The organism is Peribacillus alkalitolerans (assembly GCF_010882125.1).
In the GTDB taxonomy this organism is placed as follows: Bacteria; Bacillota; Bacilli; order Bacillales; family DSM-1321; genus Bacillus_BN; species Bacillus_BN alkalitolerans.
This window is the reverse complement of the sequence record NZ_JAAGVZ010000019.1, coordinates 36,999-61,505: the sequence shown is the minus strand read 5'-3', so window position 1 is coordinate 61,505 and position 24,507 is coordinate 36,999. Positions and strand designations below refer to the sequence as shown.

At 37.7% G+C, this 24,507-nt stretch carries 10 protein-coding genes, 1 tRNA gene, 1 rRNA gene and 3 pseudogenes; 9 read left to right on the top strand and 6 right to left on the bottom strand.

Translation table 11 applies throughout. From position 1 onward, the window contains the following. Both G3O09_RS17955 and G3O09_RS17950 read right to left on the bottom strand, forming a co-directional pair. Positions 1–82 (bottom strand): 16S ribosomal RNA (locus G3O09_RS17955); the annotation flags it as partial. A 761-nt stretch (positions 83–843) separates the two neighbouring features. After that, positions 844–1,764 carry a DMT family transporter gene (locus G3O09_RS17950; protein WP_163102822.1) on the bottom strand — a complete coding sequence of 307 codons (921 nt, stop codon included), beginning with the start codon at positions 1,762–1,764 and terminating at the stop codon, positions 844–846. Between the two features lie 188 nt (positions 1,765–1,952). On the opposite strand from G3O09_RS17950, the gene G3O09_RS17945 reads away from it, so the two are divergent. Then, positions 1,953–2,648 carry an MgtC/SapB family protein gene (locus tag G3O09_RS17945; protein ID WP_163102826.1) on the top strand — a complete coding sequence of 232 codons (696 nt, stop codon included), beginning with the start codon at positions 1,953–1,955 and terminating at the stop codon, positions 2,646–2,648. 64 nt (positions 2,649–2,712) lie between these two features. Beyond that, a tRNA-Ala gene (locus G3O09_RS17940) sits at positions 2,713–2,785 on the top strand. Positions 2,786–2,907: 122 nt separating this feature from the next. Here the strand turns inward: G3O09_RS17940 and G3O09_RS17935 are convergent. Next, positions 2,908–3,164: pseudogene (locus G3O09_RS17935) on the bottom strand (DDE-type integrase/transposase/recombinase); the annotation flags it as partial. Positions 3,165–3,513: 349 nt separating this feature from the next. On the opposite strand from G3O09_RS17935, the gene G3O09_RS17930 reads away from it, so the two are divergent. The 6 genes and pseudogenes from G3O09_RS17930 (at position 3,514) to G3O09_RS17910 (ending at position 15,740) form a co-directional block, all read left to right on the top strand. Then, entirely contained in the window at positions 3,514–4,731 is a 1,218-nt protein-coding gene (locus G3O09_RS17930) for a helix-turn-helix domain-containing protein (RefSeq protein WP_163102821.1), read from the top strand. 158 nt (positions 4,732–4,889) lie between these two features. Continuing rightward, positions 4,890–5,000, top strand: a pseudogene (locus G3O09_RS22590) (deoxyribose-phosphate aldolase); the annotation flags it as partial. A gap of 106 nt (positions 5,001–5,106) precedes the next feature. Then, positions 5,107–5,247, top strand: coding sequence for a sporulation histidine kinase inhibitor Sda (gene sda / locus G3O09_RS17920; RefSeq protein ID WP_163102820.1), 141 nt, complete (start codon positions 5,107–5,109; stop codon positions 5,245–5,247). Between the two features lie 1,401 nt (positions 5,248–6,648). Next, positions 6,649–6,780, top strand: coding sequence for a hypothetical protein (locus tag G3O09_RS22815; RefSeq protein ID WP_275898329.1), 132 nt, complete (start codon positions 6,649–6,651; stop codon positions 6,778–6,780). A gap of 50 nt (positions 6,781–6,830) precedes the next feature. After that, on the top strand, positions 6,831–11,276 hold the full coding sequence (locus G3O09_RS17915; protein WP_205439679.1) for a S8 family serine peptidase: 4,446 nt from the start codon (positions 6,831–6,833) through the stop codon (positions 11,274–11,276). 156 nt (positions 11,277–11,432) lie between these two features. Beyond that, on the top strand, positions 11,433–15,740 hold the full coding sequence (locus G3O09_RS17910; RefSeq protein ID WP_205439680.1) for a S8 family serine peptidase: 4,308 nt from the start codon (positions 11,433–11,435) through the stop codon (positions 15,738–15,740). Between the two features lie 203 nt (positions 15,741–15,943). Here G3O09_RS17910 and G3O09_RS17905 read toward each other — a convergent pair. The 3 genes and pseudogenes from G3O09_RS17905 to G3O09_RS22810 all read right to left on the bottom strand — a co-directional run. After that, positions 15,944–16,069, bottom strand: a pseudogene (locus G3O09_RS17905) (transcriptional regulator); the annotation flags it as partial. Between the two features lie 130 nt (positions 16,070–16,199). Then, positions 16,200–17,999, bottom strand: coding sequence for a DNA/RNA non-specific endonuclease (locus tag G3O09_RS17900; RefSeq protein ID WP_163102818.1), 1,800 nt, complete (start codon positions 17,997–17,999; stop codon positions 16,200–16,202). 528 nt (positions 18,000–18,527) lie between these two features. Further along, complete coding sequence (locus tag G3O09_RS22810) at positions 18,528–22,700, bottom strand: S8 family serine peptidase (RefSeq protein WP_163102817.1); 4,173 nt, start codon at positions 22,698–22,700, stop codon at positions 18,528–18,530. A 324-nt stretch (positions 22,701–23,024) separates the two neighbouring features. Between G3O09_RS22810 and G3O09_RS17890 the strand changes: the two genes are divergently transcribed. Further along, positions 23,025–24,257, top strand: coding sequence for a helix-turn-helix domain-containing protein (locus G3O09_RS17890; RefSeq protein WP_163102816.1), 1,233 nt, complete (start codon positions 23,025–23,027; stop codon positions 24,255–24,257). The last annotated feature ends 250 nt before the right edge of the window (positions 24,258–24,507 follow it).

The following is a 24,507-nucleotide window of genomic DNA, read 5'->3' as shown; positions in this document are numbered from 1 at the left end:
GCTTTTAAGATGTCCGCTCGACTTGCATGTATTAGGCACGCCGCCAGCGTTCGTCCTGAGCCAGGATCAAACTCTCCAAAAAGTGTTTGACTTGCTCATGAAATGTCTTATTAAAAAGACTTAAATTTAAACGTTGACGTATTGTTTTGTTTAGTTTTCAAAGAGCAATTTTTCTCGTTTCGCTCGTAAGCGACTTTATTAATATAACACCCTTCATTATAGAAGTCAAATACTTTTTTAAGATAATTATTATTCTATTTCGAAGTTGTTGTTACCTGTCTTAGCGACATGAATTAATATATCATGATATAAATTGATTTGCAACCTCTATTGTGAACTTTTTTTAAAAGAGAGTTGAGCAAAATATGTTCTCTTTCAGATTTTATCAATTCAATTTTTCTATTTCTTCTGTTGGAATGGACCAAGGGACAATGAGAGGATGTTAAATTCATGTTTGAATATAAATTTAACAATCTATGCAAGGTGGTATTAAAATGAATTTGGACATCAATTGTTTCCGTATTGGAGAAGTGATAAAGGAAAAAGTGATGGATAAATGGAGTTGAACATGGATATCGATTGTCATGTGAATGATATTTTTAAAAATTTCTAAGAAAGTGAAGGATAAATTTTAAAAAGTGAAGGGTAAAATCCTCAAATGTGAATGGTATTACAACATTAGTGAAGGATAAACGAACTTAAGAGTGGATATATCGCATTCAAAAATCCCAGGGTAAGTCAATTAAATAAAATAAAACCTGGAGCTCTCCCTCCAGGTTCTTCTTATTACATATTTACGTTCAGAACCTAATTTGAGTTAAAGTATCTTTCGATTGTTCTGACTCAAGCAGAGTTCTTAATGATGTTATTTTGTTGTTTGGCTATTTGCTTGGCTTTTCTTTCATCCAAAAGAAAGATACTGATTCCTATCATTACAATAATTCCACCGACAATTTGTGTCCAAATTAAATTTTCATCTAATAAATAATATGCTAAGATCGCAGCTCCTACTGGTTCAAATAGGATCGCCATTGAAATAGTTGTTGTACTTAGCCACTTTAATGACCAATTAAATAATGTATGTCCTAAAAGTGTTGGGAAAATTGCAAGTAAAATAAAACATACCCAGTCACCTGCTGGATACGGTCCAAGAGGTTCTTTCATTATTAATACATAAACAAATAGAGAAAATGCGCTTATTCCATACACTAAAAATGTATAGGTAACTAAGGAAAGCCTTTTTCTTACATTTTGTCCAAAAAGTAAATATGCAGTAACTAGTGCACAAGCAATAAGAGCTAAAATATCTCCCCACAAAGCCATTCCGCTAAGCTTAAAGTCTCCCCAACTAATAATTACACTCCCTGCTATAGCGAGTAGCCCACTTAAGATTGCCTTCCCTGTAATTTTTTCCTTAAAAAATAAATACACTCCTACAAAAGCAAATAAGGGTTGAAGTGTTACAAGAACAGTAGAACTAGCTACGGATGTGTAATTTAATGATTCAAACCATAGAATAAAGTGAAGAGCTAAAAAAACTCCAGAAATCGCTGTAAGAATCCAATCTTTTTTACCAATTGATTTTAGTTCATGCTTATACTTAAAAACAAACACAGGTAGCATTAATAAAACAGAAAATAAGATACGGTAAAATGCAATGATTCCTGATGGTGCAGACGAAAATTTAACCATAATTGCAGAAGTTGAAACAGAAATTACACCGATTGCTAAAGCTATATAAGGATTTAACTTAGGTTCATTCAACACGTGCAACCTCCTTAACAGTCATTATGTAATATTACAAGGAGTTAAATATAAATGCTATATTTGTTTTGGATTGTTTTTATATTAGCTTCAAATTACAATAATCCTACGATAAAGTTATCACTGTTAGTTAAAAATATATGTGAAATGTTATTAATTTTAAGGCGGTGTTCTGTTTGAATTGGATAATGGATATTAATTTAGATCTACATATATTGATGAAATTAGGAATCTCTACCGTCCTTGGGTTAGTAATTGGACTTGAACGAGAAATTAAGAGAAAGCCCGTAGGATTAAAAACTAGCTTGGTCATTTCTATTGTCAGTTGTTTATTGACGATTGTTTCAATTGAGTCTGCTTATATTTTTCCAGGTAGTGATGACAATGTAAATATTACGATGGATCCTCTTCGTCTTGCAGCACAGATCGTGTCAGGTATTGGTTTCTTAGGGGCCGGAGTAATATTACGTAGAGGAAATGATAGCATATCTGGCTTAACCACTGCTGCTATGATATGGGGAGCTGCAGGTATTGGAATTGCGGTGGGGGCAGGTTTTTATGTGGAAGCCTTTGCTGGAGTCGTGTTTCTTATGATAAGTGTCGAATTGATACCTATGATCATCGGTTTAATCGGCCCACGACAATTAAGAGAAAAAGAAATATTACTCCAACTGATGATTTCACAAAAAGAACATATTGCCGAAGTAATTGGTAAGATTAAAGATGAAAATATCTCAATTAAAAATATTCGCATCAAGGATTTAGAAGGTTCTCATTTTGTACAAGTAAAAATTACAGTCGATCAACATCGAAAGACAACAGATGTCTATTATGCTGTTTCCAAGATACGAGGCATTCGCTCAGTAGAAATCGAAACTCTATAGTTATTCATAAAAAAGGATTGACAAGTTTAAATATTTAGATAAAATTTAACTTGTAATCTAAATCGGGGCATTAGCTCAGCTGGGAGAGCGCTACGCTGGCAGCGTAGAGGTCATCGGTTCGATCCCGTTATGCTCCATACCGAAAAACCCTTGTGTAGCAAGGGTTTTTCTTTTTACTAATTATATTATTTTTCTAAACTTATTATTATAGTGCACAAAATGTGCACCTTTAGTTCAATAAAGTGTTAAAAGTTAGTTTCTAAAAAAATTGATTTTGGACAGACTTCTCCCTTTGGAGAGTCTGTCCTTTTTTGATCATGTGCATAGCCTCTATCACCGAATAATTCGTTTAAAAGTCCGTAAGTATTTTTATCCAAGCATCGAGCGAATTCGTTTTTTAATGAAGCGATGATCCTGCTCTACGATATTGTTGAGATATTTCATTTGCCTTAATTGGGTGCCTCCAGGCTGTTTTTCTTCTTTTAACTCTTGGATAGCGATGGGATAAGCTGGGTTATTCTATCCCAACGAGATTCGTCTCCGACTACAAATCGATCTTGATCTTTTGAAACAAGCTCCTTAGATCAAACTTACATTAATGAAAGACATGTAAGCATTTACTCAGATAAAAAGGGCTAGAATAGATCTTTTGTTTTATGTTGATGTAGAACTAATAGTATATAAAATTCACTCCTTTTGTTTAATTTCCAGAAAAACAAGAACATGTGATGATAAGGATAGAATTGCAATTTACTAATTTTATTTTTGATTCGTTAAAATTATCGATTAGGAGAGGGTGTAATGAGAAAGATTTAAACATAACAAGATCTGAGTTCCATTAACTAAATGCAAAGGGGAAGTGGTTATGTATGAGGGGAAAATCATCAAGTTTTATCGTGAAAAATACAAACTAACTCAAGAACAATTAGGAAGGGATATATGTTCCACAACACATATTAGTAAAATTGAATGCAACCAAACAACATATAATAATGAAATCATAACTTTATTATCCGATAGACTTGGAATTAATATGGATTTAGAAATCAAAAAATTTATAAATATTAAACATCGCTTATCACAATGGCATGATTCCATAATCATGCAATTAGAAGAAGAGGTAGAACAAATCAATAGTGAACTCGAGTGCGAAGAATTAGTTAATATTTCAGACTACACTCATTTGTATCAGTTACTTAGGTCCAGATATTTTCTAATTCATAAAAATACCTGTAAAGCATTTAAGATCATTAAGAAAATAAGAAAAATAGAACATGAATTAACAGATTATGAATCCAATCTTTTAAAACATGTTTTGGGAATCTATTATTTAGCAAAACAGGATTACATCAATGCAATTCAAACACTAAAAAGAATACAAAATGAAATTTACAATAATCAAGAATATTACTATCACATGGCGATAGCTTATCATACATTACAATCACCAGTTTTAGCATATTATTTTTCCGAAAAATCTCGTCAATTTTTTAAAGCTTTAAACAACTATCTAAGAGTAATTGATGCAGAAATGCTTATGATTATTCAAGTTAAAGATAATGATAGTGATGAAATAATAAACAGGTTTAAGAATTTAATTAAAAGTTGTGATTTATGTCATGCCCCTGAACGAAAAGCAAAAGTATTACATAATTTAGCTTTTGAATATTATCGAAGAAAAAATTATGATCAAGCAATTTTATGTTATAAAGAATCAATGTCTCTTAAAATTCAAGAATCTCCTGCCTACTTACTTTCTTTAGAAGGTTTTATTCGTTCTTCGTTTGATGGTGAGCTTATTGACAGTGATAATTTAATAAGACTTGCTGAGGATGGATTGATTATTGCTATTAGGATCAATCAATTATTATATATTCATCTATTTAAATTAATCCTTTATTTATTGAAATCTAAAGAAAAAGAATATCATCAATACTTAGCTAATAAAGCTTTACCTACTTTTGTTAAATGTGGGGTTGCTTTTTTTATTCAACGCTCTAAAAAAGAACTATTTAATTATTATTCTAGAATGAACTTCCAAGAAAAGGCATTAGAAATGGCCAAATTATTATTCGATACTTAACCAATAAAAAAACAAGAATGCTTTTATGTATTCTTGTTTCAGGCTGTCGACAAAGTCGACACCTGTGACGTAAGTAGATTTATCCCCTTACTTTTGAAATTCAAGATTATAAAGTTATACTAAAATACCTTTATAAATTTAGTAGACAATTTGGAGCGGTTGGACCAACGATTGGAGTTAAGGGTTCTGGCGGGGTTCGTGACATTGAGGATATACAAGCAATGGTAGATGCAGGTGCAACAAGAATAGGTACTAGTTCACGCTATTAAGATTTTGTTGAATAGTAACAAAGTAGGCAAGTTGCTATACTAGAATGATATTATCTTATAGTATCATTTTTTAGGAGGGGCTTGGCCCAATTTAGGGCAGGAAATTATGAGACTCTTATCTGATGAATTATTAATTGAATCTTATTTCAAAGCAAAAGAGCTATTGCTGAGTGATGACTTTATTCGATTAATTGAACAAGAAATAAATAGAAGATCTTTATTACAAGCAATTAATACTTCCTCCTAGAAGAGCTACAATCATGATCTCAACCCAAAAAGTTAGACGCGGGATATTATGCCGCTTCCTCGGCATGAGTTCGGAATTGAACCGGACTCATGCCTTTTTATGTTGTACTCTGAACTTTAATTAACTTTTAATTCTTTGTTAAGAAAATCTTTATTTGGAGGTAAGCGATATGGCTTCTTGATGGATTTGCTTTTCACCAAAAACAAGGGCATCAAGCTGTACATGCGAGAACCATTTTAGAAAAAGCATATATAAAAAGAATTTTGGATGATTTATCGAAATTATTTATCTATGAAACAACTTTCCCCCAATTTTCAGGGATTTGGTTAGCTTATTTTTTGTATATTTTCACAACCTCTTTTATTTAATTCCAGTATCAGATTACTACTTAACTGCAAAAATTTAATCTGATTAATATATATGGAATATTCCAAAATAATACTTAACTCCTTGTTAATATCCATATTATTCCAACCATACAGGAATATATTCCTGCCAGGCTGTCGAGAAACTGTCGACGGCCTTTATTTTGCACCAGGTGCATCTCACCGCAGCTTGCCAGAATATGAAAAAGATCGCCATGCACCTGGCAAAGCTAGGATAAGTGCATGGCGATCTTTAATTAAGGCTCTTTTCGTATATATTGTTGTTTTAGACTCTAAAGTTTGCCCGTTGATTTCCGCTCCAGGCACTTGCTTTCCGCGGGGAGGGTGGGAGCCTCCTCGGCATTCCGCCTGTGGGGTCTCCCACTTCCCTCTATTTCCCGCAGGAGTCAAGTGCCCTCCGCTACAATCAACTCAGACATGTAATATTTAATTGCACAAAAAAGCAACAAACTTTACGAAAACAGCCTTAATTAAACAAGAAAAGTTAATGTTTCCTTTGGTATTTTATTTCTTAATGTAAACTTCGTTGAGAAAAACACCTCTTTGTCAACAAGCTGACAGGTATATATTCCTATGTAATCTTAATAGCCTTATTTTTTGTTTGATTTTTTACTATTTAATAATAAAATGTCTATTTTTGTAATTATTTGTATTATTTTCGAAAAAATTGTCGGTAATAAAAGGCCTATTTTCCCCCAATACATAAGTTTTATTATTTCAATTATTATTTATTTGTATCTAAGATTTGGGCAAAATCCCACTTCTTAGATATTTATAAATTACTTTTTTAAGGATTAATTAATCTAGTAAAATGCTCAACCAGGGGGGGATTATCAAGTTAAGAAAAAAACTATAGGGGTTTCATGGGATGAAAAAAAGATCTAAGAAAACAATTGCTTTACGCAGAGAAGCCTTTATGGAAATGCATCCACTGAGCATATGGGAATTATTGAGGAGAATTCTAAAAAAACCATAGGTTTACATAAGCTCCAGATGAAAAGGAATACGTGGATGGTTGAAGCAGGTAAATGAATCTCCAAAACAAGGGCAGCCAAATGGAATTTATACCATAGCACTTTATGGTGTTGGTGAGTTCGGATTTAAAGTTACGACAGCACGAACAACAATTAATGTTAATAATCAATAAAAATTCGAGTTTAGAGTTCCAAATATTAACGCCAGTCTTAATGTCATCAAATGTCAGGGGGAATCAAATTGATAAAAAGGAAAAGACATGGCTATGGCCACGTCTCATTTAGTTTTATTTTATGTGCATTATTGTTGCTCTCTACTTTTTTACCTCAATTCGCTTTGGCTAATTCCAACTCCAAAGCAAGTATTACTCTTGATGAAAGTTCTGATGCAGCATCTAAAAATGTGAATACAAAGGTAGATAAAGAACTGAACGATCAGTTTAATAAGGAAAAAACCGTTACATTTTTATTAAAATTAAAAGATCAAGTGGATACAAACAAAGTTGCCATTGAAACATCTAAAAAAGCTAAAGCTCAAAAACAAACTGCTGCCAAAACCGAATTAATGAAACGTTCGGCTGTCGTCTCCACTCTTCGAGCTAAGGCCAATGAAACTCAATACTCAATCAAGACCTATTTGAATCAAGAGAAAAATAAAGGAAATGTCAAAGAATTCCAATCCTTCTATATCGTCAACGGTATGGCGGTAACAGGAACTAAACAAGTGATGGATAAACTTGCAACCTTCCCTGAAGTCGAAAAAATTCTGCCTAACGAAACGGTACAGATGATCCCGAATGAAAGCAGTAATACATCCACTCCATCAACAGCTGATGCTCAAGCAGAAACTCAAACGAACACTCAAGCAGTCACTGGAGCAGAAACTCAAACTGATACCCAAGCGGACACTCAGACAGACACCACTTCAGTCGGATGGAATCTTGCAAGAATTGACGCACCAAATGTCTGGAAGATGGGCTTTGATGGTACAGGAACTGTAGTCGCTAGTATCGATACAGGAGTCCAGTGGGATCACCCTGCTTTAAAAGAAAAGTATCGGGGTTACAACCCAGCCAATCCAGATCAACCTGACCATACCTTCAACTGGTTTGATGCTATTGATGGGAGTTCGACTCCAGTTGATAGAACTAAACAAGGTACCGGAGTCACAGGAATCATGGTAGGTTCTGAACCTAATGGTTCAAATCAAATTGGGGTTGCTCCAGGTGCAAAATGGATCTCTGTGAGAGCCTTTACAAACTATGGTGGTACCGGAACCCAAGTCGATCTACTGGAAGCCGGAGAATGGATTCTAGCTCCAAAAGATGCTGAGGGCAACCCACATCCAGAAAAAGCACCTGATGTAGTGAACAACTCATGGGGTAAAGTTCAAGAAGGAGTCGATGAATGGTTCCGTCCAATGGTGCAAAACTGGCGTGCAGCTGAGATTTTCCCTGTGTTCGCTGCTGGAAATTCAAGCTATAAAGAGGGGTTAATCTGGAACCCAGCCAACTATCCGGAATCGTTTGCTGTTGGGGTTACAGATCGTAATAATCTGCGTGAGTTTAACTCCGGACGCGGTCCTTCGTCATATGGGGTAATGAAGCCAGACATTTCCGCTCCAGGTGAGAAAATTCGCACTTCCAGTCCAGGTGGAAGCTATTCGGAAGTAAGGATGACTATGTTTGGTGCTCCACACGTTTCTGGAGTCGTTGCCTTGATGAAGCAGGCGAATCCATCTCTTACTGTTGATGAAATTGAAAAAATTTTAAAAGATTCAGCAACACCATTAACTGATTCCACCTATCCAACTTCACCAAACAATGGGTATGGTCATGGACTAGTAAACGCCTATATGGCTGTATCATCCATAACCAGCGGACTTGGCAGCGTTCAGGGACAAGTGGGTCATGAAGGTCAGGATACTGAGAATCCAACTTATCAGCATACCGCTCCAACTGAAAACTTTGCAAATATGACATTACCTCTTACTGTTCAAGTACAAGACAATGTCAGTGTTAGAAGAGTAGAGCTACAATACCGTGCAAGCGAAACTGCCGAATGGCAAACAGCAGAAGCAACTCGTACCGCAGGTAACTATAAGAGCGGAACGTACCAAGCCGTGATTCCGGCTGATGCCATACAGGTTCCAACCCTTACCTATCGTTGGCACATCACGGACTATGGACAAAATGCGGTTACTTCTGACGATTACAAAGTACCAGTCAAAGAGGGTATTAGCACTGGTTATTATCAAGATTTTGAATCTATACCGAACGGCTGGACTTCTTATGGTACGAAAAACAATTGGGAATGGGGAGTACCTGCCTACGACAAAGGACCAGCAACGGCCGCTTCCGGTGAAAAAGTGTACGGAACCAAGTTAAGTGGTCAATATGACCCTAAAGCCAATATGAGTTTGATGATGCCTCGAATCATCGTGCCTGAAGGTAATACTTATCTGCAGTTTAAAGACTGGTATCAAATTGAAAGCGGTTACGATAATGGTTATGTGCTTGTGTCAACAGACAAACAAAACTGGGAGCAGTTGTCCAGTATCACTGGTAACTCTCTTGAATGGACTCAACGCCAAATCGATCTAACCGCATATGCTGGTCAACAAATCTATATCGCCTTTAACCTCACCACAGACGAATTGGGCCAAAGAGCAGGCTGGTATATCGATGATGTCGCCTTAAGCAATACAGCACTTACTACAGTCAATGCAGAACTAGAAGATGCAAGACAACTGGAAAACTCGGATACCATCAAAACAATAAAAATACAAAACGTGATGGCACCTACCGCCGCGATCACACCGGCAGCAGTCCAACCCATGACCCTGCCACTTGAGGCTACAGTGAGCGTGCTCGAATCAGGACGTTCTGCTATCACCAACCCAGTTGATGGCAGCTTTACCATGAGACATCCTGCTGGTGAGTTCACCTTACGTGCAGAGTCATATGGATATGTCTCTTCCGATCAACGAGTGAAGATTCCTAAAAATGGTGCGTTAGATGCCAACTTTACCTTAAAACCTGCCCAGAAAGGAACGGTTAACGGAACGGTCACAAATAAGCAAACAGGTCAGCCGCTAGCTAACGCAACACTCTCTCTGATCGAAGACGCGGTCATTCAACCTGTACAAACAGATGAAAACGGACATTTCTCTATCACTGCCTATGAAGGAACCTATACATTACATGTGTACGCGCCTTTCTTTTTCGCCCAAGATATCACCATCTCTATCCCAGCAAACGGGCAGAGTGAACAAAATGTTGCGTTACAACCATTTGTAGGCTATTCAAGTGAGATAGGCTATGATGATGGGACAGCGGAAGCTGCTGTAGCTTGGAATGTTAATTCAGTAGGTCGTGCTGCGGCTGTAAAAATTTCTCTACCTGAGGGCAAAAAAAGCGCCTTAGTCACTGCAGGTCAATTCTTCTTCTATGATAAAGGATGGCCGACTCCAGGTGGAAGTGGAAAAGAATTTAAGTTTGCCATCTATGATACTAGTGGACCAAATGGTGCTCCTGGCAAACAAATAGCGGGTCCATTTAAATCGACTGCACTAACGAATGGGCAATGGACGGTTGTCGATTTGTCAAATGAAAGTCTCATAGTAAACGGCGACTTCTATTTTGTCTATCTTCAAGAAGGCGTCATGCCGAATATTCCAGGACTTGCTATTGATAAAAGCAGGACAAATACGGGTCATAGCTGGGAAAATCTAGCAGGTACTTGGGTCCCGCTCACTTATCCTAATGGAAACATTATGATTCGGGCACAGGTACAATATGAAGCGATGACTCCAGTGATTACAACACCAAAAGATGCAGCCAACACCAATCAATCTACTATCACAGTAGAAGGGCAAGCTTCACCTGCTACCAAAGTTCATCTTTTCAATAAAGGGAAAGAAGTGGCTACCACAACAGCTAGAGAAGATGGCACTTTCTCTGTAGATGTTAACCTACAAAATGGTGAAAACGTGCTGACAGCTATCTCTTCATCTAATCAAGGTAGTACGGATCCGTCCGAGCCAGTAAAGATCACCCTTGACCAGGCAAAACCAGAACTAACCATCACCAAACCTGCTGATGGTTTCAAAATAAATCAGAAGGCAGTTACGATTGAAGGAAAAGCGACCGACCTAAGTCTATCCGAAGTCACGATAAATGGTCAAAAAGCGAATGTCACAGAAGATGGCACATACTCCCTACGCCTGCTACTCAATAGTGGAGTAAATAAATTTACGGTCACTGCAAAGGACCGTGCTGGAAATGAAACTAGCAAAGGAGTCACTATTTACGCAAAGTTTAATCCACCTGCGATCACAAATTTAAAACCAGCTCAAGATGTGGTGATAAATAAGGGTGATAAGTTAACTGTTGAACTAGATAGTGAACATGGAATTAGCGGCTCCTTCATTGTTCGCTTACCTTCAACCTATGCAGCCGCAGCCACAACAACTAAAACAACAACAGCAGCCGCCACTTCTGTTGAAATACCATTAACAGAGCAAGGAAACGGTCACTATGTTGGTACCTGGACGGCTCCAAAAGACAAGATTAAAGGTGCTTTAATCGAAGTGGTAATGAGAGACGCATATGGAAACGAATCTCGTAAAACAGCCGCTGGTAAAGTGTATGTCAACGTAAAACCTTAGTAAATCATAGATTGATAGATTTAATTTATAAAAGATTTATAAAAATAAAGAAAGTTGATGGCCATCTACAACAGTTGGTGGCCATCTACAACCATTAAAAATACTGCTCCCTTACGCAAATCTTAATGCAAGCAGATTTAAGGAGGATTCAAATTGATAAAAAGGAAAAAACAAGGCCACGTCACATTTATTTTTATTTTATGTGCATTATTGTTGATCTCTACTTTTTCACCAAATTTCGCTTTGGCTGAACCCAACTCCAAAGAAAGTATTTCTCTTCAGGAAAGTTCTGATGGAGAATCTAAGAGTGTGGAAACAAAGATAGACAAAAAACTGGACGATCAGTTTAATAAGAATAAAACCGTTACATTTTTATTAGAATTTAAAGATCAAGTGGATACAAAGCAAGTTGCAATCGAAACAGCTAAAAAAGCTAAAGCTCAAAAACAAACAGCAGCCAAAACCGAATTGATGAAACGCTCAGCTATCGTCTCCACTCTCCGAGCTAAAGCCAATGAAACTCAATACTCGGTCAAAACTTATCTAGAACAAGAAAAAAAGAAAGGAAATGTTAAAGAGTTTGAATCTTTCTATATCGTAAACGGCATGGCGGTAACAGGAACCAAACAAGTGATGGAAAAACTTGCTACCTTCCCTGAAGTCGAAGAAATTCTACCTAGCGGAAAGGTACAGTTGATCCCAAGTGAAAACAGTAACAAATCCACTCAATCAATAGCTGATCCTCTCGATTCAATCGAATGGAATATGAAAAATATCGAGGCACCACCAGTTTGGAAGATGGGCATTGATGGTACAGGAATTGTAGTTGCTAGTATTGATTCAGGAGTCCAGTGGAATCACCCAGCCTTAAAAACAAAGTATCGGGGTTACGACCCAGCCAATCCAGATCAACCTGATCACACTTACAGCTGGTTTGACGCTATTGATGGGAAAGCTGCACCTTATGATGATCATGGTCACGGAACTCACACCGTAGGTACAATGGTGGGTTCTGAGCCAAATGGCACGAACCAAATCGGTGTCGCTCCAGGTGCAAAATGGATTGCTGTAAAAGCCTTTACCACGTCTGGTGCAACCGATATCGATCTACTGGCAGCTGGAGAATGGATTCTAGCTCCAAAGGATGCCCAGGGCAATCCGCATCCAGAAAAAGCACCCGACGTAGTGAACAACTCTTGGGGTGCCGGCCCTGGAATCAATGATTGGTACCGACAAATGGTGCAAACCTGGCGTGCAGCTGAAATTTTCCCTGCATTCTCTGCTGGAAATTCCGGTCCTGCTGATGGAACCGTCGGCATACCAGGCAATTATCCGGAATCGTTTGCTACTGGCGCAACAGATAGTAAAAATCAGATTGCTGATTTCTCCTCACGTGGTCCTTCGGCATATGGAGTAATGAAGCCAAATATCTCTGCTCCAGGTGTGGGCATTCGCTCTTCTACACCAGGTGGCAACTATGGATCCATGAGCGGAACTTCGATGGCTTCACCAGCCCTTGCTGGAGTCGTTGCTTTGATGAAGCAGGCGAATAAATCTCTTTCCGTTGAAGTTATTGAACAAATATTAATTGAAACGGCAATCCCATTAACTGACTCTAGATATCCAACTTCGCCAAACAATGGTTATGGTCATGGTCTAGTTAACGCCTTTGACGCTGTCTCCTCCATTTTAACCGGAATAGGCCGAGTTCAAGGAAAAGTGGATCATGAAGGTCAAGATACTGAAAATCCAACTTATGAGCATACCGCTCCAAAAGAAACCTATACGAATATGGTATTACCTCTAACTGTTCAAGCACAAGACAATGTCAGCGTAACAAGTGTAGAGCTACAATACCGTGCAAGCGAAACTGCCGATTGGCAAACAGTCATGGCAAGCCGTACCACAGGTAACTATAAAGGCGGAACGTACCAAGCTGTAATTCCGGCTGAAGCAGTACAGAACTCAACCCTTACCTATCGTTGGCGCATCACAGATTATGGTGCACACGTGGTTACATCTGATCATTACAGCGTACCTGTCAAAACTGGAATCAGCACCGGATATTTTCAAGATTTTGAATCTGCACCGAATGGTTGGATTTATTATGGTACCCAAAACTCTTGGGAATGGGGAGTACCTACCGCTGGGCCATTAAAGGCCGCTTCTGGTGAAAAAGTGTACGGAACCAAGCTAAATGGTCATGTTGATCGTAATGCCAATATGAACTTGATGATGCCTCCAATCATCTTGCCTGAAGGTAACAGCTATCTTCAGTTTAAAGACTGGTATCAACTTGAAGACAATGTAAGCAAAGACTTTGGTAAAGTGTTTGTGTCGACAGACAAACAAAACTGGCAGCAGCTGTCCAGCTTTACTGGTAACTCTTCGACATGGACCCAACACCAAATCGATCTATCCGCATATGCTGGTCAACAAATCTATATCGCCTTTAACGTCACCACAGACGATAAATTCACGACAACAGGGTGGTATATCGATGATGTCGCTTTAAGTAATACAGCACTTACCACAGCAAATATAGATCTAGAAGATGTGCAATTGGAAAACTCGGAAGCAATCAAACCAACAGAAATCCAAGACGTGATGGCACCAACCGCCACGGTAACGGTAACGCCAACAGCAGACAAACCTATGTCCCTGCCACTTGGAGCTACAGTGAGCTTCCTTGAAACTGGACGTTCTGTGGCCACCAGCCCAGAGGATGGCAGCTATAGTATGACTTATCCTGCTGGTGAGTTCACCTTACGTGCTGAAGCATATGGATATTCCTCTGCAGATCAACGAGTGAAGATTCCTAAAGATGGTACCGTAGAAGCCAATTTTACCTTAAAACCACTTCCGCAAGGAACGATTAACGGAACGATCACGAACAAGCAAACAGGTCAGCCGATAGCTAACGCAACACTCTCTCTGATCGAAGACGCGATTGTTCAACCTGTACAAACAGATGAAAACGGACGCTTCTCTATCACTGCCTATGAAGGGGACTATACCTTGCATGTGTCCGCGCCTTTCTATCTGAACCAAGATATCAGGATTACTGTCCCTGCAAACGGAAATATCGAACAAAATGTCTCGTTACAACCATTTGTCGGCTATCCTAGTGAGATAAGCTATGATGATGGGACAGCAGAAAACTATCGCACATGGGATACTATTAATAGTGGTTATGCTGTAAAAATGTTTCTACCTGAAGGCAAAACTAGCGCTTTAGTCACTGCCGGCCTCTTCCGTTTCGCGGATCCATCTACCACAGGTATAAAACCAGGCGGAACAGAATTTCAGGTTGCCATTTATGATAATAGTGGACCTGGAGTGAATGGTTCTCCTGGTAAAATAGTGGCGGGTCCATTTGATGCAACTGCTGTGCAAAATGGGGAATGGACGGTTGTCGATCTGTCAGACAAAGGAATCGTGGTAAAAGACAGATTCTATATGGTCTATATCCAAAAAAACGTACGCCCGAATACACCAGCAATTTCATCTGATACAAGTAGTACACCTGCGAGACACAGTTGGATAATGTATAATGGAGAGTTTGGACCAGCCCCTTACGAGAACATTATGATTCGGGCACAGGTAAAATATGAAGCAACGGCTCCAGTGATTACAACACCTAAAGATGAAGCCATCACCAATCAATCTACTATCACAGTAGAAGGGCAAGCTTCACCTGCTACCCAAGTTCATCTTTTCAATAAAGGCGAAGAAGTGGCTGCCACAACAGCTAGAGAAGATGGCACTTTCTTTGTAGATGTTAACCTGCAAAATGGTGAAAACGTACTGACAGCTACCTCTTCATCTGATCGAGGTAGTACGAAACCGTCCGATCCAGTGAAGATCACCCTTGACCAAGAAAAACCAGAACTAACCATTACCAAACCTGCTGATGGTTTTAAGACGAATCAACAAGCAGTTACAATCGAAGGAAAAGTGACCGACCTACATCTATCCGAAGTTACAATTAATGGTCAAAAAGCAACTGTCACAGAAGATGGCTCCTACTCCCTAGATGTCCTGCTCAATAATGGAGAAAATAAATTTACAGTTGCCGCAAAAGACCGTGCAGGAAACGAAACTAGCCAGGAAGTCACTGTTTTCGCCAAGTTTAATCCACCTGCAATCGAAAACTTAAAACCAGCTCAAAATGTGGTGATAAGAACGGGTGATAAATTGATCGTCGAACTAGACAGTGAGCCAGGAATTAGTGGTTTCTTCTCGTTCAGCGTCCTTTCAGCCAATGCAACCGCAACTGCAGCCGTCACTTCTGTTAAAATACCATTAACAGAGCAAGGAAAAGGTCACTATGTTGGTACCTGGACGGCTCCAAAAGACAAGATTAACGGTGCTGTAATCGAAGTGGTTATGAGAGACGATTACGGAAATGAATCTCGTAAAACAGCTGCTGGTAAACTGTATAGCAACGTAAAACCTAGGTAAATCATTGATTGAATAAAGACAATAGAATCATCTTTCACCTACCCTTTTGGTGAAATTAGTACTCTAAAATGAATACAGCCGGTAATTGGTTGATGGGTTTTGCCATTTACCAATTCCGGCTTTTTTTAAATTTGACTTTCCATTCCTTTAATAAAAAAAGTGGTTAATGCTTTTTTATTCGGTTCAGATACATAAATTAACAGGGCGAGTTGAGACGTCATCGCTTCTTCTAAAATCGCTTCTCCCTTCTCAGTTAAGCTGATTGTTTTTGTCTTCCAATCTTGCTTACGAACAATATATGCTTCTTTTTCAAGTCGTGCAAGTATACGATAGAAAAAGGCTGATTCTAAGAAGTCGGTATGAACAACCTCTTAAATCAACCTTTTTTTCGATGAAAAGATTTTAGCCATATTTATCTCATTAATAATCTTAAAAGAAGTTAACTTTCATTTAATATATTTAGAGTTTTATATCTTCAAGAGTCTCAATTATATAACCTTTTGTGGATTCTAATCGTTCAATTGGATCGTGATTTCGTAAATTTCCAAAATCAAGTCCTGTTAATGCTTCAATTTTTGAAACTGGTACTTGATATGTTTTATATTTACCATAAGTAAATTCCAAATCTTCTATAAGATTTTTTTGAGATTGCAAGTAGGCAGTTGCAGATAGGTTCCCATCTTCTTTAACAATCACAGCTACTTTCCAGAATTCTGCCGGTATTTGAACTTCACAATATAGATTGTCGTTACTTCGAAACACTGGTCCAGTAAACACTGTTGCTTTAAGCTTATGGTTCTGGGCATTATTTAATATATAATCCTCTAGATCCAACCAAGTTTTTTGATTTAAATTTTTATGTTGAGGAGAACAATTAGTAAAATGGAATGTATCCTCATTTGCCTCTTTGGCCATGTCCCCCCATACAGGGTCTCTTCTGCGTACAAGGTGCCCTCTATCAAAATCATTGTCTGCATATATCTCTGGACCACATTGATATTTCTTTTCAATACGTGGATCAAAATACCATTTGTCTTCACGTCCGATATTAGCCAGCTGTTTTCCATCAATATTTACCGCAGTATAATATGCTAAACGACGAGATTTACTCATAACAATTGAAAAGTGTGTATAATTTAATATCTTTTCACCATTCTTTAGAGGGGCTATGTCCTGTTCAAGATCTAATCGAAATTCCGGATGATGGACTTCATGATTGTTTCCAAGAAATCTAGCATCATAACCAGTGGAATCTTCATACCATTCATTGCTTAACTCATCAACTAACATCCCCTCAGGTTTATGTTCCATAGTTTTCCAATCCTTCAACAAATCCTCAATTAACATTTTCTTATCATCGCTTAAGCTTGAACTTTTACCCATTACAAATTGTAATATACTACTTATTCGAATACCTTCATTGGATATATATTGTCCATTGTTATTTGGATCTGGAACTCCTGCATGATGAAGAGCAATGACGATCCATTCGTCATTAAACACAGGTGACCCAGATGAACCTGGCATAGTATCAGTTGAGTAGTGAATAAAGTCATCAAATATATCCATGATTTTGTTTTCTCTAATGGCTACAGCTTTAGGTGCACCCGATGGATGTTGAATAACCGATACATATTCACCAACTAAGGCTTTCCCTCTTTGAGACAAAAGAGGCAAGTAACCATAATCACCTAATTTCGTCCCGTCAGCAGTAGTTTCCTCTAAAGCAACTAATGTAAAATCAAGATTTTGATCCGTGATAAATAAACGTTCAGGTGTGAAACGAAAACTCTTGATCTGACGTTCCCTTAAATTAAGATCTAACTCATAATTAAATTGTGCGTTACTGAATAATGCCATATCTTCATTTTCCAAAACATGATTATTGGTAAGTAATAAGGACGGCGAGACTAGAAATCCTGTACCATGTCCAAGTACTCTACCAATACTATCGCGTACCTCAATCCTACAAACAGATTTGGCTACATTAAGACCTGCTTCAAGATAAGAAATAGGAAAAAGATCATTTTCTCCTATAAGACGTTCTATCGCTAGTCCATCACGAGGATTAATAATCGATTTTCGTAAATAGACTTTCTCAGGTGTACCTACTTCAAGAGGATTTTTAGTTTCCAACTTATGAATAATTTGCTCCCGTTCATTCGATCGCTCAATGTAGCGTTTTAATGCATGTTGTTGCTGTAGACTCACAAGTTTGTCATTCAAATGTAGAAATTCATTAATCTGTGTAATTGTCATGTTTAGCATCCTCCTAAACTCAATTATTAAGTCATAATTGAATCCTACTTATTACATTTCAACTTACACTATCTTGCCTCGTTACTAAAATTAAAACATATTATTATATTCAATAAAAAACAGCGAATATCCTTCGACTAAAAGTACTAGATAATTTGCTGTTAATAAAATTACTTGATAACCAAGTGCATTACCATAAAAAGTTCACTTTTAATTATAAATAAGATTTTTTCTTAAATTAATATACATGAACCTTAGCAATAACGAGCCATATATAGATAATTAAGTCGCTTAAGTTCACTGGCAGCTTAGAGGTCATCTGTTCGATCCCGTTATGCTCCATACATGAAAACCCTTGCGTATCGGATGAATAAAAAAAAGCGACTTTCCCTTGCTGTTGGAAAAGTCGCTTTTTTAAAATCTTTATTTGTTAATAGTTACCAAGGATTAAAGAATAGCAGGCATATCTGTAAGAGTATCTATCGGCCTTTAATCATTTTCGAAACATTAATTGAGACTGGAACCATTTTACGAAACTACTCCTAACTCCTTTAGAATGTCCTCAAGCGTTTTTCCATTCACTTGATTCTCTGGTTGTGGTGCATCGCTTGCATATGGATTCACTTTGAGATAATTCGTTTGGACAAACTTGATATCTGTTGCATCGACCGTTCCATCCCAATTGATATCTGCTGCACGAGTATTGGTTCCCCATGCTTTTTGAATCTCAAGTGCATCATTGATATCTATCACTTGGTCTTGATTCACATCACCAGCAACTGCTGTTTTAATAAAGTAGCTAGTTGCAAGTTTTTTTTGTTGACCATAGATAGTACCTTCGTAATCAAAACCGGACATCATCGGAATTTTGACCATAAAGTGACCTGGTAAAGCAAATTCATATGACCATAAATCGCCGGTCAGTGGTAACTTGGAGATGGCAAAGCGATTGACATCCTTAACTAAATTTGGAGTAATATCAAATACGTTGCCATTCGATTGTGTTAATTTGATGGATGCACCCGAGTTTGGCCAGTCCACATTTTTATACTTATTAGTAGTGCCTGGATTCAAAAATCCTTCTGCATTAAGCGGACCTTCTATTTCAGAGAAGGTAGATAATAAACCCCAAGTATATCCTGCTTTGATAAAATTAACTGTTCCTTCTGGCGTGGTAACCGAGACAGTCGGATCTAATTTGGCAGAAGTAGTAAAGACAAAGTCTTTCACTTTTAAGGTAAGATCGACCGCAGCTACTTTGTCATTGATAGGAGTGGTTGATGGCATATCCAATTGTACGGTTGGTGTACCTGAGTTGGTAAGAGTCACCTTTGCTTCTCCATATTGACTTAACTCAGCATTTGGTTTGGCTTCGACAATCTCAAAGTTTTTATCTAGATTAGCGAAAGTCCAAGTAGCAGATGATAGGGATGAAATATTATCTAATTTAAGAGTTGCCTTTACGGTATCACCCATCGTTACTTCTTTGGTTGGGCTGGTGATATATGCGTTTGGTGTACCCTCTTTAACAAAATAATATTGTTTCATCACTGGACTGTTCACTGCAACATCTCTTCCTTTTACTGTGAAACTTAAAGCAGGTATTTCTGGATGCATCACAATGTCTTCAGAAAACTTACCATCTTTATCCATATCAGCAAACATTGCAATTGAATTGTTTAAACTATATTGAAAAGTAGTATCCGATAAATCTACTTCCATCCCAGCATCTTGCATTTCCTTCACCTGTGGATCAGAGATTTGCATCGAAAATGGATACGTTTCTTGTCCCGCCTTGTATTCGATAAATGGTGATTCCTGATCCAACGAAGTAGTAACTTCTGGTTGTTCAATATCTACATAATGATCAACGTAGTTGGTAAAAGTTTTGCCTGTCACAGAAGTCGAGATCATTTTTAGCTTGTAATATCCTGGTTTTAGGTTTTCTGCAATAGCAGAAATCGGATGATCAGGATCACCAGTAAATGGATAATAACTTCCAAGAAGGGCACCGATGGCGACAATATGCGTATTTGTGTTCTTATTAGATAGATTCATTGATGTAACATACCCAAGATCTTGACCGGTTTTCCCATCCTGCCACACGAGTTCCATTTTTTCCATGGGTGTTTTCATATTAAAAACTAGTGTAGGCGCTGCATTACCAGAGGCCATTCCCATCGGTTCCGTTTGCGAAATTCTATATTCTAGCATTGTTGAAGCTTTATTGATGGCAAACCCATGAAAACCTTCCTCTATTGTTTTAACGCTAAATGGAATACGATATTGCTCGTTTTTATCATTTTGGTTTGTCAGGATAATATAACCCGTATAGATACCTTCTTTTGCTGTTTTCGGTAGAGTGAGCGATACGTTTACATTTTTGGTTTCATTTTTCTTTATTTGAATCACCGGATTAATGGCTACTTTTACTCCATTGACCTTTGGATCTGTGCCTCCTTTTATCAATTGAAAATGAACGTTTGCGTTAAACTTTTTGTTTTCTTTTTCAAAGTTTTGCAAAGTAACTTTTTTATTGATGGAATGGTCTGTACCTGTATAAAGTTCACCAAAGCTCATTCCACCCGTTGTTTCTTCTATAGCAACCATTTCTTCCCCATACGGAATGAGGGTTTCGTCTTGAACTTGAACTTTCATTCCGGGATGAACCGCTTCATAAGGATCGACACGTCCTGCTCCCTGCTCAAACACAAGGTAATCTCCATTCAGCAGTTCAGCCGTATTCATTAAGAGGGTTTTAATATCTCCTGGTTGCAAATTCGGATTTTCTTGTAACATTAAGGCTGATATACCTGCTACATGTGGCGTTGCCATAGATGTACCATTTTTCCGAGCATAGGCACCTGTGTAATCAGTAGGTGTTGCTGGATTGGTGATATACGCGGGTTCAGTAGAGAGAATACTCACACCCGGTGCAACTACTTCTGGCTTTATATCAAATGTTTTTAATGCCGGACCACGAGAGCTGAAATCTGCTAGCTTATCTCCCTCTGTTTCGGTTACGGTTACATCAGTAAAGGTAAATTTGTTGTTTCCAGCTGTCACTTGTGCTTTTAATGCTTGTCCTTCTTGTTGTGTCACAGAGAATGTAGGGATATAATCCTGTGCCTCACCAAGATAAGCTCCAATATGTCCTTCTACATTGTTATAGAGGAGAACTGCACTCGCACCATGTTTTTTTGCAAACTTAATTTTGTCTACCAGTGCATGGGTCCCGCGTTCAACCAACGCGATTTTGCCTGTCACATCTTTGTTGGTGTAGTCGGCATCTCCTCCTAAACCAACATCAACCATTTCAAAACTTTTCCCTTTGAATGTGGTAAGTTCATCAGAAAAGCTTCTCGCCATCGTTTGTAGTTCAATCGATGACCCAGAGGCTACGTTACCCTTCATGGTCGTAAGTGGCATCGAAATATCACTTGCCCCAACAGTAAGTGCCATAGCCGCTGTACCAGGAGAACCTAGGGAATAGAATCCAGAACCCGCGTTTCCAGCTGCTACCACTGCAGTTACACCGCTTAAAACGGAATAGTTAATGGCTGTACTTACTGGAAAGTATGGATCATTGATATTTGCTCCCAGGGATAAATTCATGATATCCATTCCCGAAATGACAGCTTGATCGATAGCAGCAATAATATTAGCGGAAGTCCCAGTACCATAAGGACCAAGTACTCTGTATACATATAGATCCGCATCTGGAGCAATCCCTTTGACGGAAACCTCACTGTTATTTTTTGCTTGTGAAGCGATGGTTCCAGATACATGCGTTCCATGATCCGTGTAATAAGCAGAACCATTAGCAGAAAATTGTGGTGATCCAGATTTTTTCCAATCCTCATAGGTAGCTTCCATCGGATCACTGTCATTACTTACAAAGTCATATCCGCCTTTGTAGGCATCTTTGAGATCAGGATGATTGTAGTCAACCCCCGTATCGATAACAGCTACTTTGATCCCCTCACCAGTGATTCCTTCTTTGTGAAGCTTGTCCACACCTAAGAATGAAACAGGGTCTCCTGTCGGTATTGGATCGGGTTTATCTGATTTACCTGTTTTCCCTTTAGAATTTGCAATCGCAGGTGGTTCGATCGTAAATGTTGCATCTTTATGAATCGTTTGAACCACATCCGACTGAAGAAGTGATTCGACTTGGTTTGCAGGTAGAGTTATGGATACGCCATTATAGGCAGTTTTGAAAGAACGCTTAATTTGGTAAGGCGTTTCTACCATTTTTAACCCTTTTCCAGTGGAAGGGAGCGACCGTTTCACACTGGTTGCAGGGAAGATCTGTTTGAGATCATTTTTGAACGAAGTATGCTCTTGATCGACTTTACTTTGTGCTCCATCTCTTGTTAATGATTTTCCATCCAAAGCAGCATCTAAGACGGCCACTTGTCCTGGTTTCGATTTAAACTGAACGATAACAGAAATCTCTTTGTCCTCTTTTAGTTCTTTCTCATCAAACCCTTGAAGTCCGTAGTTCTCCTTTACCTCGGATGTTCTTAGAGCTTCTCGTTGTTCATCCGTTAAGGATGCTAGAATTTTTTCTGCATTTGTTTGTTGTTTGGCTGATACAATATTTGATTGCATAGATGGTAGAACTAACCCAAGTGATAATGCCATTACAGTTGCATTTTTTACTGCTTTTTTAATAAATCTGCGATTTGCAATTTTCATAGTTTCCCCCGTTTCATATATTAAGAAAAATTTCCATAAAATGCTCCTTCCTAAATATTCAAAATGATTATAATATTTGGTCTATGAACTTACTAATCAATTCAGTTGGTCTTTTTGATAAGACTATGAACCTATTTTTATTTTCGAAATTTCTTATAAAAACATAAAATAAGACAGGCTTTGCCGACTTTATTCTCATTCTTGTTCATTTGAAGCATTATGAGTTGGGTTTTCTCTAAAGTAGAATAGGAAGTTGCGGATTTCTAAAGTAAAATAGGTATGAATGGTTTCAATTGCGTGTTTCTTAGAGAGGGGATTATCATCATGATAGAGGGGAAAATCATTAAATTCTATCGAGAACTTAAGGATATGAAGCAAAGTGTGTTAGGTTATAAGATATGTTCGGGAAGTCATATCAGCAAGATAGAACGAGGATTAACGGAAGTTTCAAAGGAAACGATAGAATTATTATCCAATCGGCTTGGCATTGATATGGAGTCAGAAATTGAAGCTTACTTAAGTTTAGATAAGCATTTTATTGAATGGCATGAATCAATTATTATGAAGCAAAACACAAAAGCTGAGGACTTAAAGAAGCAATTGGAGAACGTAGCACTTTTGCAAATGACAGAAATATATCGTTCCTATACACTACTTCTTACCCGGTATTATTTATTAATAGGTGAATTTCGCCTTGTTCATTCTCTTATTAAAGAAATGGATTGCTGGTCAGATCTTACTCCATACGAAAAAAATATGCTGCTTCATATAAAAGGAATTGATTTGTTATATAAGGAACAATATCAAATGGCCATTTCTCTATTACAAGAGATTGATTTGGCCAATTATAATAATCCCGAATACTATTACCATTTAGCTATTGCCTATCATTCTCTTAAAATGCCAGTACTAGCCTATTTTTATTTCGATAAATCCCTTCAATTTTTCACCTCAACACGCAACTTTCCTCTAATGATTGAGGTAGAAATGCTTATGTTGATCCAAGTAGAACAGGACCAATTTTTTGAAACTGGTTACCAGCGATTAATTAAGATATCTGAGAACTCTGGATTGAAACATCAAAGATCATTACTATTCCACAATCTTGCATACCAGCACCTTCGACAAGGACATTATGAAAAAGCTTGTGAGTACTATAAACAATCCATGGACTCACGTGATCCTCTTTCGAAGTATTATTTGGTTTCACTGGAAGGTTATTTGAACGCCTCTACTAAAAAAGGATTTGAAACAAACAAAGAGCTGCTCCTTCTGGCTGAAAAGGGGATATCCCTATCTAAGAAATTAAAAGATACTACATATAAACACTTCTTTCAGCTACATATCTATAACCTAAAAAAAGAGAAAGAAAAGTACTACGATTACTTAGAAACATATGCAACCCCTTACTTTAGTAAAATTGGAAATGGCCGCCTGACTGAATATTATTCTATTAAATTATTCGACTTTCATATGGAAAAAGGGAATAACGAAAAAGTAATTCATTACGCTAAATCGCTAGTTGAAAAACTACGCAATAATGATAGCTTAGTTTAATTTTAAGGTTTAAGGTTAAAAATAGGGTTCAAATTAAATCTATTATCACGTTTAGCCAAATATAGAACAAATCAAAACAAAGAAATTCAAAGAAAAAGAGAGATGCTTATTATTAAGACATCTCTCTTTTTTAATTTCCAGAATTCACCTTAATCCATAAGTTCTCTACTATTTTCCCTACCAAATATTTTCGTTTTCTAATTATCCTTAGCAATTAGAAAACCGATTATCTTATTTAAATGAACAGACT